Annotated in this window: 9 protein-coding genes; 3 read left to right on the plus strand and 6 right to left on the minus strand. The window is 70.0% G+C overall.

What is annotated here, in order from left to right:
• Positions 1–55: 55 nt before the first annotated feature.
• On the minus strand, positions 56–1,054 hold the full coding sequence (oleD, locus tag INQ40_RS12285; protein WP_194340650.1) for a 2-alkyl-3-oxoalkanoate reductase: 999 nt from the start codon (positions 1,052–1,054) through the stop codon (positions 56–58).
• Positions 1,055–1,162: 108 nt separating this feature from the next.
• Between oleD and INQ40_RS12290 the strand changes: the two genes are divergently transcribed.
• Positions 1,163–2,953: an autotransporter assembly complex family protein gene (locus INQ40_RS12290; protein WP_194340651.1), complete on the plus strand. Its 1,791-nt coding sequence runs from the start codon at positions 1,163–1,165 to the stop codon at positions 2,951–2,953.
• 2 nt (positions 2,954–2,955) lie between these two features.
• On the plus strand, positions 2,956–6,891 hold the full coding sequence (locus INQ40_RS12295) for a translocation/assembly module TamB domain-containing protein (protein ID WP_194340652.1): 3,936 nt from the start codon (positions 2,956–2,958) through the stop codon (positions 6,889–6,891).
• Positions 6,892–7,196: 305 nt separating this feature from the next.
• On the opposite strand, the gene ribA is transcribed toward INQ40_RS12295, so the two are convergent.
• From ribA to INQ40_RS12315, 4 genes are all read right to left on the minus strand, one after another.
• Positions 7,197–7,910 carry a GTP cyclohydrolase II gene (ribA, locus tag INQ40_RS12300; RefSeq protein WP_194340653.1) on the minus strand — a complete coding sequence of 238 codons (714 nt, stop codon included), beginning with the start codon at positions 7,908–7,910 and terminating at the stop codon, positions 7,197–7,199.
• A 150-nt stretch (positions 7,911–8,060) separates the two neighbouring features.
• On the minus strand, positions 8,061–9,494 hold the full coding sequence (mgtE, locus tag INQ40_RS12305; RefSeq protein WP_228482029.1) for a magnesium transporter: 1,434 nt from the start codon (positions 9,492–9,494) through the stop codon (positions 8,061–8,063).
• A gap of 237 nt (positions 9,495–9,731) precedes the next feature.
• Positions 9,732–11,621, minus strand: a complete 1,890-nt coding sequence (gene mnmG / locus INQ40_RS12310) for a tRNA uridine-5-carboxymethylaminomethyl(34) synthesis enzyme MnmG (protein WP_194340654.1) — start codon at positions 11,619–11,621, stop codon at positions 9,732–9,734.
• 590 nt (positions 11,622–12,211) lie between these two features.
• On the minus strand, positions 12,212–12,784 hold the full coding sequence (locus tag INQ40_RS12315; protein ID WP_194340655.1) for a hypothetical protein: 573 nt from the start codon (positions 12,782–12,784) through the stop codon (positions 12,212–12,214).
• 123 nt (positions 12,785–12,907) lie between these two features.
• Here INQ40_RS12315 and INQ40_RS12320 point away from each other — a divergent pair, with 123 nt between their 5' ends.
• Positions 12,908–13,915 carry a pyridoxal-phosphate dependent enzyme gene (locus tag INQ40_RS12320; protein WP_194340656.1) on the plus strand — a complete coding sequence of 336 codons (1,008 nt, stop codon included), beginning with the start codon at positions 12,908–12,910 and terminating at the stop codon, positions 13,913–13,915.
• A gap of 11 nt (positions 13,916–13,926) precedes the next feature.
• Here INQ40_RS12320 and INQ40_RS12325 read toward each other — a convergent pair whose 3' ends face one another.
• On the minus strand, positions 13,927–14,559 hold the full coding sequence (locus tag INQ40_RS12325; protein WP_194340657.1) for a hypothetical protein: 633 nt from the start codon (positions 14,557–14,559) through the stop codon (positions 13,927–13,929).
• Positions 14,560–14,631 lie beyond the last annotated feature (72 nt).

The following is a 14,631-nucleotide window of genomic DNA, read 5'->3' on the forward strand; positions in this document are numbered from 1 at the left end:
GCGCCTGCCTCCGGCATCGTCACCGCGCAGGAACGCCGTTGCAGCAGACGCGGCGCTAGCGGTGCGCAAGGTAGTCGGCACGCACCCGGGCCAGGCCCTCATCGAAGCCGACCGCAGGCCGGTAACCGAAATCGCGCCGCGCCGGAGCCATGTCGTACCAGTGCGTGGTCACCAGCTGCTCGGCCAGAAACCGCGTCATCGGCGGTTCGCCGCGCAGCGGCAGCGCAGTCCACAGTCCCTCGCAGACCACGCCCGCTGCATACGCCAGCCCGAACGGCAGGGTCTTCTCCACCAGCGGCGCGCCCACCGCGGCCAGCAGGCCGTTGATCGTCTCGCGCATCGTGCGCGGGTCGCCGTTACTGATGAAATAGGCGCGGCCGGCGCAGGCGGCCCCGATCGCCAGATGCTCGAAGGCGTCGAAGTGGGCCTGGGCGGCACTGTCGATGTAGGTGGTGTCGACCAGGTTGTCGCCGTCGCCGACCAGCCGCAGCCGCCCGGCGTTGGCGCGCTCCACCAGCCGGGGCAGCAACTGGTTGTCGCCGACGCCCCAGATCAGGCGCGGACGCAGCGCGACGGTGGCCAGCGCCGAGTCGTTGGCCGCCAAAACCTCCTGCTCGGCGATCAGCTTGGTGCTCGCATACGGCGCCTTGAAGCCGGTGCCGTAGGGGACGTCGTCCGCGCTGCCGCCTTGCACGGGGTGGGTCGCGCGGTGGGTCACGCTGGGGGTGGAGGTGTACACCAGCCGGGCGATGCCGTGGCTGCGGCAGGCGTCCAGCACGTGCCGGGTGCCGAGCACGTTGGCGTCGTGGTACGCCTGCCGCGGCCCCCACGCACCCGCCTTGGCGGCGTTGTGGAACACCGCCTCACAGCCTCGCGCAGCGGCGATGACCGCATCGCGCTGGGCCAGGTCGCCGCGCACCTGCTGCACGCCCATCGCCGCCAGCGCCGGGTAGTCGCCACGGTTGAAACTCACCACTTCGTGGCCGCGCGCACGCAGGCCGCGACACAGGGCCTGGCCGAGAAATCCGCCGCCGCCGGTTACCAGGATCTTCATCCGCGCATGCTACGACACGGCGCGCCGCGGCACCGCCGTCGCCACGGCGGCGTCCACGGATGGGCCCGTATTTATTTGCTATTGACGCGTTGAAGGTATTCTTCCGCCATGCGCCTTGCCCCGATCGCGGTTACTGCCGCCCTTGCCTGTCTGCTGGTCTGCGGTACGGCCCACGCCGCACGAGTCGACAAGGTCGCCGTGCTCGGCCTTGACGAGGCGATGACCGACAACGTGCGCAGCGCGGTCACCCTGGTGGCGGCCTCCGGCAAGGAGATCTCCGCGCGCCGCCTGGCCTATCTGGTCCGTGCCGCCGAGGACGAAACGCGCGAGGCACTTGAGCCTTTCGGCTATTACTCACCGATCATCACGGTCGATTACGAGCGCAACAACGGCTCCGCGGGAACGGTCACGATCACCGTCGTTCCCGGCGATCCGGTGCGCGTCCGCCGCGAGCACGTGGCCATCGACGGCGCCGGTGCGCGAGACCGCTACCTGAGCGAGGACCTGGCCAAATTCAAGCCCGAGGTCGGCGACGTGTTCGACCACCAGCTCTACGAGGCCAGCAAGATCCGCATCAGCCGCCGGCTGTCGCAACGCGGCTACTTCGACGCCGACTTCGCCTCGCGCCGGGTGGAGGTCACCCGCGCCGACAACGCCGCCGACATCGACCTGGTCTGGAACAGCGGCCGCCGCTACGACATGGGCCCGATCGATTTCCAGCAGACGCCCCACGCCATCCTGCGCCAGTCCGTGCTGGACAAGCTGGTGTACTGGGACACCGGCAGTTACTACCACCAGGGCAAGCTGGACCGCCTGCGCGATTCGCTCACCGCGCTGGACTACTTCTCCTCGGTGATGATCAATCCGCTGCCCGACCAGGCGGTCGACGGCCAGGTGCCGATCGACGTGGTGCTGACCCCGGCCAAGCGCAGCATCTACACCGCCGGCCTGAGCTACGGCACCGACAGCGGCGCCGGCGTGCGCCTGGGGCTGGAGCGCCGCTACGTGAACGACCGTGGCCACAAGGCGCTCGCCCAGCTCGATTACGCCCAGCGCCGCAAGACCCTGACCGCGCAATACCGCATCCCGGCCTTCGCCTGGGTGGACGGCTGGTACACGGTCAGCGCGCAGGCGGCGGATGAGCAGACCGACTACATGGACAGCCGCCGCATCGAGCTGGTCGCCAGCCGCAGCGGCAAGATCAACCGCCACCTCAATGTTGTCGCCTCCCTGCACGCCCTGCGCGAGCGCTGGTCCTACGCCGCCGACGATGACGGCGACCCGCTCACCGAGCCGGCATTCCGCTACGCCACGTTTACCTACCCCTCGCTGCGCGCCGAGTACATCGACGCCGACGACCGGGTGTTCCCGCGCAACGGCCGCGCCGGCACGCTGATGTTGCGCGGCGGCGTGGAAGGCGCCGGCAGCGATGCCGACTTCGGCCAGATCCGCGCGACCGCCAGCTGGTACCGCGGCATCGGCGAGCGCGGCCGCATCATCGCCCGCGGCGAGCTGGGCCACACCTTCACCGAGGAGCTGGTGGCGATGCCGCCGAGCCTGCGCTTCTTCGCCGGCGGCGACCGCAGCATCCGCGGCTACGCGTGGCGCGAGGTCGGACCGCGGGTGGAAGGCAGCGACGGAAAGCTGTACGCGCTGGGCGCCAGGAACGTGGCCACCGGAGGCATAGAATACGAACACTACTTCACCCCGAGCTGGGGCGCGGCGGCATTCGTGGACACCGGCAGTGCGTTTGACAGCACCCCGGACTGGCGCACCGGCGTGGGCGCAGGCGTGCGCTGGCGCTCGCCGGTCGGACCGCTGCGCCTGGACATCGCCCACGGCCTGGACAGCCCGGACTCGTCGTTCCAGATCTACCTCAGCGTCGGCGCGGATCTTTGAGCATGATCGGCTTCCCGAGACGCCATCGCCTGGACCCGGACCTGACCCCGGAGGAGCGCGAGGAGCGGATCGCCGAACTGCGCCGCAAGCGCCATGCACGCATGCGCGTCCTTGCCATCCGCAGCGCGTTGCTGACCGGTGGGCTGGTGCTGCTGCTGGTCGCCGTCGTCTACTGGCTGGTCAGCACGATCGGCGGGCGCGATGTGCTGCTGGCGCAGATCGTCCAGCGCCTGCCGGCCAACGCGACGCTGAGCTGGCAGAAGGCCGAGGGTCCGGTGTCGGGGCCGTTGACGATGCACGACGTGCGTTTCACCTACGACGCGATCGTCTTCACCGCCCAGCGGGTGACCCTGGAGCCCGCCCTGCTGCCGCTGCTGGGCAGGCACCTGCGCCTGGATGCGCTGCAGGTGGAAAACGCGACGCTGGACCTGCCCGCGAGCGACGAGCCGTTCGAACTCCCGCGCTGGCCCGATTCGCTGCCGCAGATCAATCCGCCACTGGCACTGACCGCTGCCGACATCCAGATCGACGGCTTCCGGATCAGCAGCGAAGGCGAGCCGACCATCAACATCCGTCGCCTGCGCGGTGGCCTGCAGGCCAAGCCCGGCAGCCTGCACGTGGAGACGCTGGCGATCGACAGCGACCGCGGCCGCTTCACCGCCCACGGCGACTACGCGCCCGCGGACAACTACCGCACCGATCTGCTGGTGACCGCCGTCCTGCCCGCGGCGCCCGGCCGCACGTCGGCGCGGTTCGGTCTGCTGGCGCGGGGCGATCTGGACGAGATGGACCTGGGCCTGGGCGGGCGCGCGCCCGGCGAGGTACGGGCCACCGTGATCCTGCGCGGCAAGGACCGTCTGGTGAGCCCGCCGGGTGCCAGCGGCGGCCCGGTCATGGCCAGCGTCAACCGGCCACAGTGGCAGCTGCGCGCACGCGCCGACGCGCTCGACATCGGCCTGCTGACCGATCCCCAGGCCGCTCCCGCGGAGGCGCCGCTGGCACTGCAATTGCAGGTCGACGGCGTGGGCGGCGACGCCCGCCTTCGCGGCGAGGTCCGGCAGGGCGAGTTCAGCGCCAGGGTGCTCAATTCGCGCCTGCGGGTGGAGGATCAGGTCCTGGACCTGGACCCGCTGCGTCTGGAGCTGCTGGACGGCAGCGTGGTTGCGCGCGGCACGGCCGACTTCACCGATCCGGCCAATGCCTCGTTCCGCTTCGCCACCAATGCCCGTGGCCTGCAGTGGGGCAGCCCGACCGCGCTGGCCGCGGATGCGGATTTCGGTCTCGCCGGCACCCTGCAGGGGTGGGCGCTGATCGGCAATGCCACCCTGACCCGTGACGGCGAGCGCGCGACGCTGACCCTGGACGGACGCGGCAACAGCGAGCGCATGGATTTGAACGCGCTGGATGTGGCGATGCCCACCGGCACCCTGGCCGCCACCGGCCACATTGCCTGGGCGCCGGCGCTGGCGTGGGACATCGACAGCCGCCTGGCCGGGTTTGACCCGGGCTACTTTGCCGCGGGCTGGAACGGCTCGGTCAACGGCCACATCACCAGCACCGGCGGCGCCCGCGACGACGGCCGACTGGAAGCGACCCTCGATCTGGCCGACCTGGGCGGCCGCCTGCACGGCAAGCCGCTGGACGGCAACGGTCACTTCACCATGTCCGGCGCCTCCCCGACCGGGGATGTCGCGCGCTATCAGGGCGAACTCGCCCTCGCCGTTGGCGGCAGCCGGATCGACGCCAAGGGCAGCTACGGCGACCGCGTGGATGTCGACGCGCGCTTCGCCCCCTTGAACCTGCAGGACCTGCTGCCCGATGCCAGTGGCACGCTGCGCGGCACGGCCCGGGTGCAGGGTCCGGCGGCAGGGCCGGACATCCGCGCCGACCTCGTCGGCTGCAACCTGAAGTTTGCCGATTACGCCGCCAACGCCCTGACGATCAAGGGCGAGCTGCCCTGGTCACGCGGGGACGGCCAACTGGCCATCCGTGGCGACGGCCTGGCGATCGGCGCGCCGGTGGACCGGCTGGCCATCGACGCGCGCGGCGCGGTGGAGCAACTGCGCCTGAGTGCGACTGCCGGCCGGGAAGGCCTGGCGTCGCTGGCGCTGGATGCGTCCCTCAACCACCGCGGCAGCCGCTGGCAGGGCACCCTCTCGCGGCTGGGGGTGGACATGGAGCGCGGCGCGGACTGGAACCTGCGCGCACCCGCCGGCTTTGCCTGGGCGCCCGTGCCCAGCGGCAGCAGCGTGACGCTGGAGCCGGCCTGCCTGGCCTCGACCGCCGGCGGTTCGCTGTGCGTCAACGCGGACTGGCCGCGCCGCGGCCTCAGCGTGGTCGGCGAGGGGCTGCCGGTCGCGCTCATCGAGCCGTACCTGCCCGAGCGCGAACACCGCCAGCCGTGGCTGCTGCGCGGCGAGCTCGCGATCGACGCGCACATCCGCCCGGTCGGCAACGGCTGGGACGGCCAGGCCCGCATCACCTCGCCCGGCGGCGGCATCCGCAACAGCGAGCGCTCGCGCACCGAACTGCTCAGCTACGAGAACCTGGCCCTGACCGCGACCTTCCGGCCGCAGGGCATCGAGGCCGAGTTCGGCACCGGGTTCAACGGCGACGGCCGCATCGACGCCAGCCTGCGCACCGGCTGGGACGCGTGGTCGCCCTTGAGCGGCCAGTTGTCGCTGAACACTCGCGAGCTGACCTGGATGGAGCTGTTCTCGCCGGACATCGTCGAGCCGACCGGCGCGCTGAGCGCGCAGATCAGCGTGACCGGCACCCGCGATGCGCCACAGCTGGGCGGCCAGGCGCAGGTGGCCAATTTCAGCACCGAGATGCCGGCCCTGGCGATCACCCTGCGCGAGGGCAACCTGCAGCTCAATGCCCTGGCCGATGGCAGCGCGCGGATCCACGGCAGCGTGCGCTCCGCCTCCAGCGCCGGCAACGACGGCAACGGCGTGCTCAACATCGACGGCACGCTGGGCTGGAAGGGCGATGACACCCCGCTGGTGCTGCGCCTGAGCGGCACCGACGTGCTGGTCTCCGACACGCCCGACCTGCGCGCGGTGGCCAGCCCGGACCTGCAACTGAATTACCAGATCGGCCAACCCATGCGCCTGTCCGGGACGATCAACGTGCCCGAGGCAATGGTCAACCTGGAAGGCCTGGACCACGCGGTGTCGCCATCGGCCGACGTCGTCGTGCTCGATCCCGTCAATCCCGACGAAGGCCCGGGCACGCCGCTGGCGATGGACCTGCGCATCACCGTCGGCGACAACGTGCGCATGAAGGGCTTCGGGTTGACCGGCAAGGTCGACGGCAACATGCACCTGCTGGCCCGCCCCGGGCGTGAACTCACAGCGAACGGTGCGATCAACGTCGCCGGTGAGTACAAGGCCTACGGGCAGGACCTGAGGATCACCCGCGGCCTGCTCCGCTGGTCCAACGACCCGGTCTCCAACCCGGTGGTCAACCTGCGCGCCGAGCGGGTGATCGGCGAGGTCACCGCCGGCGTGGACGTGAGCGGGCGCGCCAGTGCGCCGCAGGCCTCGGTGTGGTCGAACCCGGCCAGCTCGCAGCCCGAGGCGCTGGCCTACCTGACCCTCGGCCGGCCGCTGTCGACCCTGACTGGCGATGAGCGCGGCGACCTCAACGCGGCCAATGCGGCGCTGACCGCCGGCGGCGGCATGCTGGCATCGCAGCTGGCCACCAAAATCGGCCTGGAGGATGCGGGCGTCACCCAGAGCCGCGCGCTGGGCGGCAGCGTGTTCGGCTTCGGCAAGCAGCTCTCGCCGCGGCTGTACGTCGGCTACGGGGTGTCCCTGCTGGGCACCGGCCAGGTGCTGACCCTGAAATACCTGCTCGACCGCGGCTTCGACATCGAGATCGAGTCCAGCACGCTGGAGGACCGCGGGTCACTCAACTGGCGCAAGGAGAAGTAGGCGCTTCCCGAGGAGGGGACGTTGCGCCTGCGGGGCGTGAGGCGACCGGGGGAATGTCCCTGGGCGCGAATGTCCCCCGGCACCGATAGAGCCGGTGCCTCCTCCTTTATTTCCCACCCAGGGACATTCCCCCGGCCGTTCCAGGCTGCCCGGAATTGTTGACGCGCACCGTTTGTCCGCGGCTCTATCAGGGCACGGCTGCAATCCGTCAGCGGGACCCGCGGGCATTCCGGGCGAAATAAAGGAGGAGGCGTCCGCCGCAGGCGGAGGCCGGGGGACATTCGCCCGCCAGGCCGGCGCGCCCGCTACTCGACCGGCAGGCCGATGACGTGGCCCAGCTTCTCGCGCTTGGTGGAGAGGTAGCGCCGGTTGCTGTCGTTGTGGCCGACCAGGATCGAGATCCGCTCCGGCACCAGGACACCCAGCTTCTGCAGGGCGACGACCTTGGCCGGGTTGTTGGTCATCAGGCGCAGCGCGCCGACGCCGAAATGGGCCAGCATCGGCTCGCACAGGCCGTAGTGGCGCTGGTCGGCGGCAAAGCCCAGGTCCTCGTTGGCCTGCACGGTGTCGGCGCCCAGATCCTGCAGGTGATACGCGCGGATCTTGTTGATCAGGCCAATGCCGCGCCCTTCCTGGCGCAGGTAGAGCACGATGCCGCGGCCTTCGGTGGCGATCCGGCGCAAGGCCTCTTCCAGCTGCGCGCCGCAGTCGCAGCGCTGGCTGAAGAACGCATCGCCGGTCAGGCACTCCGAGTGCACCCGCGCCAGCACCGGCGCGCTGTCGTCCAGGTCGCCCAAGGTCAGCGCCACGTGCTCCTTGCCGCTGGCCGTGTCGATGAACCCGTGCAGGCGGAAGGTCGCCCACGGCGTGGGCAGGTCGCAACTGTCGACGTAGCGGATTACCGGCTCGGTCTCCGCGGCGACCGGCACCGGCAGGTGCGATTCCGCCGGCGGGGCGGCATCGGTGCGGGCGTTGGCATCGCCGGCGAGCAGATCGACGGCCGGGCTGGGCTCACTCATTGCATGTCCTGCACAAATCGGGGATTGCGACCAACGGGGCCATTGTCCTCCACACGCCGCCGCAACAGGTCCTTGAATGGGTGCGATCGCGTCGTTTCTCAAGCGCGCGCACGCGTCGAGCCGCCGGCCACCGACGCCGGGCCGGTGCGATCAGGCGATCGCGTGGCCCATCCAGGACAGCATCACGGTAGCGATGCCGAAGTAGATCAGGATGCCGATGCCATCGGCCAGCGAGGTGATCAGCGGGGAACTGGCCGAGGCCGGGTCGGCCTTGAACTTGTTCAGCAGGAACGGCAGTGACATGCCCATGACGCTGCCGACCAGCACGATCAGCAGCATGGTCGTGGCCACCACCAGGGCAATCGCCGGGCCGCCGCGGAACAGGCCGATCGCGCTGACCGCGACGGCCATCGTCAGGCCCAGCAGGGTCGACACGACCAGTTCGCGCACCAGCATGCTGCCCCAGTCGCGCATCTCCACGTCGCCGGTGGCCAGGGCGCGCACCATCAGCGTGGCGGACTGGGCGCCGGCGTTGCCACCACTGGCGATCAGCAGCGGCAGGAAGAACACCAGCGCCATGTTGGCGGCGATCAGGTCCTCGAAGTGGGCGATGCCCGCGCCCGAGAACAGGTTCGCGAACACCAGCAGCACCAGCCAGTACACGCGCTGGCGATACAGCAGGGACACCGTGGCGTCCTTCATGCTCATCGTCAGCGTGCCCAGGGTACCGCCGGACTTGTGGAAGTCCTCGGTCGCCTCGGCCTCGGCCACGTCCATCGCGTCATCGGACGTCACGATGCCGACCATGCGCTCCTCGCGGTCGATCACCGGCAGGGCGATGAAGTCGTAACGCGCGATCTTGTTGGCCGCCTCGACCTGGTCGGCATCGACGTACACCGTGACCGGGTTGGGCGCCATGACCTCCAGCACCGGGGTGTCCGGATCGGCCAGGATCAGGCGGCGCAGGGTTGCCACGCCGATCAGGTGACGGTCGTGGTCGACCACGTAGGAGGTGTAGATCGTCTCCTTGTCCGGCGCGACCCGGCGCAGTTCGGCGATCGCCTGGCCCGCGGTCAGGTCCGGGGTCAGTGTCGCGTACTCGGAGGTCATCAGCGCGCCGACGCTGTCGCGCGGGTAGCTGGCAAGGCGCCGGATGTCGTCGCGCTCGGCCTGCGCCAGCGCCGGCAGCAGCCGCTCGCGGCGGTCTGCCGGCAGGGTGTTGAACAGGTCCACGCGCTCGTCGGCGGACATCAGGTTGAGCAGTTCCAGCACCTGCGGGCGCGGCATGCCCGCGACCAGCTCGGTCTGCAGCTCCAATGGCAGGTAGCCGAACAGCAGCGCGAGCTGGTCTGCGGTGATCAGCGGCAGCACCTGCGCCTGCTGCGCGGGCTCCAGGCGGGTGAGCACGTCGGCCAGGTCGGCGGCCAGGACATCGGCCAGTTCGCCGCGCAGCGACTCGCCTTTGCCGTGCGCCAGTTCAGCGGCGATCGCCTCGGCAACGAGGTCGGCGTCGAAGTTGCCCTCCGCGTCGGCCCGGTACAGGAGGCGGGTGTCGGGCTTTTTCTTCTTCTTGAGGTTGATCACGGGGTGCCTCCGGAGGTCGCGAATGAGGCGACCACGGAAGCGGGCCGCGCCGGCTTACCGGATCGCTGCAGGCTCCACGTACCGCCAGGGACGCGCGCGGTCCATGGTGTAGGGGAAAGTTCCAGGTTGACTCGGTCTGTCCACGTTGCGGGCATGGCCGGAGGAAACGGGCCCCGGCAGCCGCCGAAGTCTAGGAAGCGCCACCGCCGGGGTCAACCGGCCCGCGACCTGCGACGTTCAGGCGACCCGGTGCCGGCGCGCGCCCACCAGGTGCACCAGCAATAACGAGATCGCCGCCGGCGTCATGCCGGGGATGCGCTGGGCCTGACCGACCGTCTGCGGCCGCACCTGCTCCAGCTTGCCGGCCAGCTCGACCGACAGACCGTGCACCCGGCCGTAGTCGAAATCCACGGCGATCGGCGTGGTTTCGTGGCGGAGCTGGCGCGCGATCTCCGCGTTCTGCCGGTCCAGGTAGCCGGCGTACTTCACCCCGATCTGGACCTGCTCGGCGACCGCGGGATCGGCCGCGCCCGGACCCAGCGAGGGCACCGCGACCAGCCGGGCGTAGTCGATCTCCGGGCGCTTGAGCAGGTCGCGCGCACTGGTCTCGCGGCTGAGCTCGATCCCCAGCCCGCCGGCGACCTCGTGGCCCAACGCGTTGCCCGGCGACATCCAGATCGCGCCCAGCCGGGCGTTCTCCGCCTCGATCGCGTCGCGCTTGGCGGCGAACGCGTTCCAGCGCGCATCGTCGACCAGCCCAAGCTCGCGCCCGGTCGCGGTCAGGCGCAGGTCGGCGTTGTCCTCGCGCAGCTGCAGGCGGTATTCGGCGCGGCTGGTGAACATCCGGTAGGGCTCGGTGGTGCCGTGGGTGATCAGGTCATCCACCAGCACGCCGATGTAGGCCTCGTCGCGGCGCGGGCACCAGCCCTCGTGACCCTGCACCTGCCGCGCCGCGTTGACGCCGGCCAGCAGGCCCTGTGCGGCGGCCTCCTCATACCCGGTGGTGCCGTTGATCTGGCCGGCGAAGAACAGCCCCTGCACCGCCTTGGTCTCCAGGCTCGCCTTCAGGCCGCGCGGGTCGAAATAGTCGTACTCGATCGCGTAGCCGGCGCGGGTGACATGGGCGTTCTCGAAGCCGCGGATCGAGCGCACCAGCTCCAGTTGCACGTCAAAGGGCAGCGAGGTGGAAATGCCGTTGGGGTAGATCTCCGTCACCCCCAGGCCTTCGGGCTCCACGAAAATCTGGTGGCTGGCCTTCTCGGCAAAGCGCACCACCTTGTCCTCGATGGACGGGCAGTAGCGCGGACCGATGCCGTCGATCTGGCCGGTGTAGAGCGGCGAGCGGTCCAGCGCGCCACGGATGATCTCGTGGGTGCGCTCGCAGGTCTCGGCGATCCAGCACGAGACCTGGCGCGGATGGTCATCGCGCGAGCCCATGAACGACATGACCGGGCGCGGGTCATCGCCGGGCTGCTCGACCATGACCGAGTAGTCCAGGCTGCGGCCGTCGATGCGCGGCGGGGTGCCGGTCTTCAGCCGGTCGACCACGAAGGGACCCTCGCGCAGGCGCGCCGCCAGGGTGACCGACGGTGGATCGCCGACCCGGCCGCCGGCGTGCGTGGTCAGGCCGACGTGGATCTTGCCGGCGAGGAAGGTTCCTGCCGTGAGAACGACCGCAGGCGCGCGGAATCGCAACCCGGCCTGCGTGGTCACGCCGCGCACCTGGCCGGCATCGAAGTCGATATCGTCCACCGCGGACTGGAACACCGTCAGCCCCGGCTGGCGCTCGACCGCCGCGCGGATGAAGGCGCGATAGAGGCTGCGGTCGGCCTGGCAACGCGTCGCCCGTACCGCCGGGCCCTTGCTCGCATTGAGCCGGCGCCACTGGATCCCCGCGGCGTCGGCCGCATGCGCCATCACCCCGCCCAACGCATCGATCTCGCGCACCAGATGGCCCTTGCCGATGCCACCGATGGCCGGGTTGCAGCTCATCGCTCCGATGGTCTCGATGTTGTGGGTCAGCAGCAGCGTGCGTGCACCGGCGCGCGCGGCTGCCAGCGCCGCTTCGGTACCAGCGTGGCCGCCGCCGACCACGATGACGTCATATTGGTAGAAGTCGTTTTTCATGTCGCCAACCAGGCAGGCGGGGTACGCGTGGACGCGCAGGACGCCAAAACCGGCGCCAACGCAGGGAAGGAATTGTACGCCGATCAATCACTTGCCACGAAAACCGGCGCGGACTGAGCGGGTCCAAGGCCGTTGCCGCGAGACCGGTTTCGCCTGGCCGTCAACCTTGGCACGCTTCGTGCGTTATCACTCCTGCACCCAACGGGGCAGGCGCCAGGCGCCGGTCGGGATTGGAACAGGGCCGACCATGTGCCCGTCGGGGAAGCACCAGGGTCGAATGTCGGGGGACATTCGGCCCTTTTTTTGTCCTCTCGATGCCCGTCGTCACACTCTGCGCGAGACTTCGGGCCGGGGAGTGGCTGCGTACGCGATCGCCATCCATTCGGCGCTTTTTCCGCATGACGCGGGCCGGAATGGCGAAAGCCCCGCGTGGCGGGGCTTTCGGGTGTAGGCGCCGATGCCGGACAAGGGCGGAACAGGGGGGATCCGAGATTCCTTGTCGGGCATCAGCATGGAAGCGGTAACTGATTACGTCGCATTGCGACGTTGTTTGTCAATAGCTGGCCCGCAGTGCCGGCCGGAAGCGCCGGCTATTCGACTTCGCGGGAGGCGCGCGCACGTTCGATCATCCGATCGGAACGCGAGTTGCGCGAACCCTGGCTGGGAGTCGGCGCGGCGGGGCGGCTGGGCATCGCGGCCGGGCGCGGCTGCGCCGGAACCGGGTTGCGCATCACTGCCGAACTGGGCCGGTTGCCGGCCGGCGGCGTGGACCGCTGGATGCGCTCGCGCTGCAGGCGCTCGTAGTCGCGCCACGGCGCGCGGTCGTTGCGTCCACCCGTCGGTGGGCGGTAGTCGTGATTGCCGCCATGGTGATTGCCATGCCCCGGGCGCACGATCACCACCGGCGGCCGGTAGTACCCGCCGCCATAGCCATAGCCGGGGTAGCCGTATCCCGGGTAGCGGTAGCCCGGATAGCCATAGCGGTAGTTCAGGCTGCCGTAATACCCGGGATAGCGGTAATTGTCGTAATAGCTGTCGTGGTAGCGATAGGTGGTGGACGGCTGGCCGTAGTAGTAGCCGCCGCTGTCGTATTGGTAGCCGCTGCTGACGCAACCGCCCAACAGGCCGATCGCGAGCGCGGGGAGCAGGATTTTGCGAAACATGCGTGGATCCCCCATTGATTGTTGAACCATACTCGGCTATAGCCGTTGAACTAGCCCTTAATCCTTCGCGCCGCATACACACTGCTGCCGCCGGCGCCCACCACTTGGGCTACGCTTGTCGCCATGAACAACGCCGACACTGCCCAGACCCCCGCCAAGCCGCACGCCGCGCCGGACTTCGACGCCGTGCTGACCGCCGCTTCGCGGATTGCACCGCACATCAACCCTACCCCGGTGCTGCACGCCCGCACCCTGGACGCGATCGCCGGCTGCCGGCTGCTGTTCAAGTGCGAGAACCTCCAGCGCGCGGGCTCGTTCAAGTTCCGCGGCGCGTGCAATGCGGTGTTCTCGCTGACCGACGCCCAGGCGGCCAATGGCGTGGTAACCCAGAGCTCGGGCAACCACGGGGGCGCGGTGGCGCTGGCCTGCCGCGAGCGCGGCATAGCGGCCACCGTCGTGGTTCCGCGCGGTGCCTCGCGGGTCAAGCTGGCGGCGATGGAAAGCTACGGCGCGCGCATTGTTCCCTGCGAGCCCACCCAGGCCTCGCGCGACGAGGTCACCGCGCGCGTCTTGGAAGAAACCGGCGCGGTGCTGGTGCACCCGTTCAACGACGCGCGGGTCATCGCCGGCCAGGGCACGGCCACACTGGAGATGCTGCGCTTCGCCCCCGACATCGACACGGTCGTAGTGCCGGTCAGCGGGGGCGGTCTCATTTCCGGCACCGCCCTGGCCGCCCTGGGCGTCGATCCGTCGATCCAGGTGTATGGCGCCGAGCCCGCCGGCGCGCGCGATGCCCACGATTCGCTCAAGCAGGGCGAGCGCATCACCGGGCGGGTCGCCGACACCGTGTGCGACGGGCTTCGCGCCGAGCTGGGAACCCTCACCTACCCGCTGGTGCGCCAGCTGGTACGCGACATCCTGCTGGTGGAAGACACGAAGACCGTCGATGCCATGCTGGTGGTATGGGAGCGCATGAAGCTGGTGATTGAGCCCTCCGCGGCGATCGGTCTGGCCGCGGTGCTGGCAAACCCCGGGCTGTTTGCCGGTCGCACGGTCGGCATCGTGCTGTCGGGCGGCAACATCGACCTGTACGAGCTGTCGGAGCTGCTGTCGATTGCGTCGCGCAGCTGAAGCGGGAGCGATCAGCCGCCTGAGCGTGGCGTGGTGCCGGAAGCGATGGTCAGGTGGCCCAGCCCTTCGGCCAGCAACAGCCGGGCGACGGCGGCACGCTGCGCCAGGGGCTGCGCATGCAGGTCGTCAAGCAGCCAGCGGATGGAACGGCAACGCGCCTGGTGATCCGACCCGTTCAGGCCCGCAACGAAACCATCATTGAGCATCGCCGCGCGCACGCCGGCAGACTTCAGGCCCTGCCGGGCCGAGGCCTCGTCAAAGGGCTGCCGCGGCGACTGCATGGCGACAACGAACAGGTTCGCCACGGCGCCGGCAAAACGGCCGCTGTGCTCGGGCCCCAGCCGGTTGGCGACCTGGTTGAACGTCGCCAGGCTACGCTCAGCGGCCGGGTCGAACAGCGGGCACAGCACCTCGGCCTCGCGCGGATCCGACAGGGTGGTCCGAGCGACCTGGAACAGCTGGTCGATCGCCGGATCCGGAGCCCGCAGCAGCAGCTCGTGGCCGTCGGCGACCAGGGCAGACGGGTCGAACCCCCATTGCTCGACGGCTGCGGCAGGCGATTGCTGCGCGCGCACCGGCATCAGGCTGGTGGCGATCAGCGTGGCGACGGACACCACCGCGGCGAGGGTCATCGGATGGAACATGGCGGGTGCTCGGCTGTGCGGATGGACACCGAATTTAAGCACGCGGTGCTGAACCGCGGGCCCGTTCTGCGC

Origin of the sequence: Lysobacter sp. H21R4 (assembly GCF_015277535.1) — a bacterium.
GTDB lineage: Bacteria > Pseudomonadota > Gammaproteobacteria > Xanthomonadales > Xanthomonadaceae > Novilysobacter > Novilysobacter ciconiae.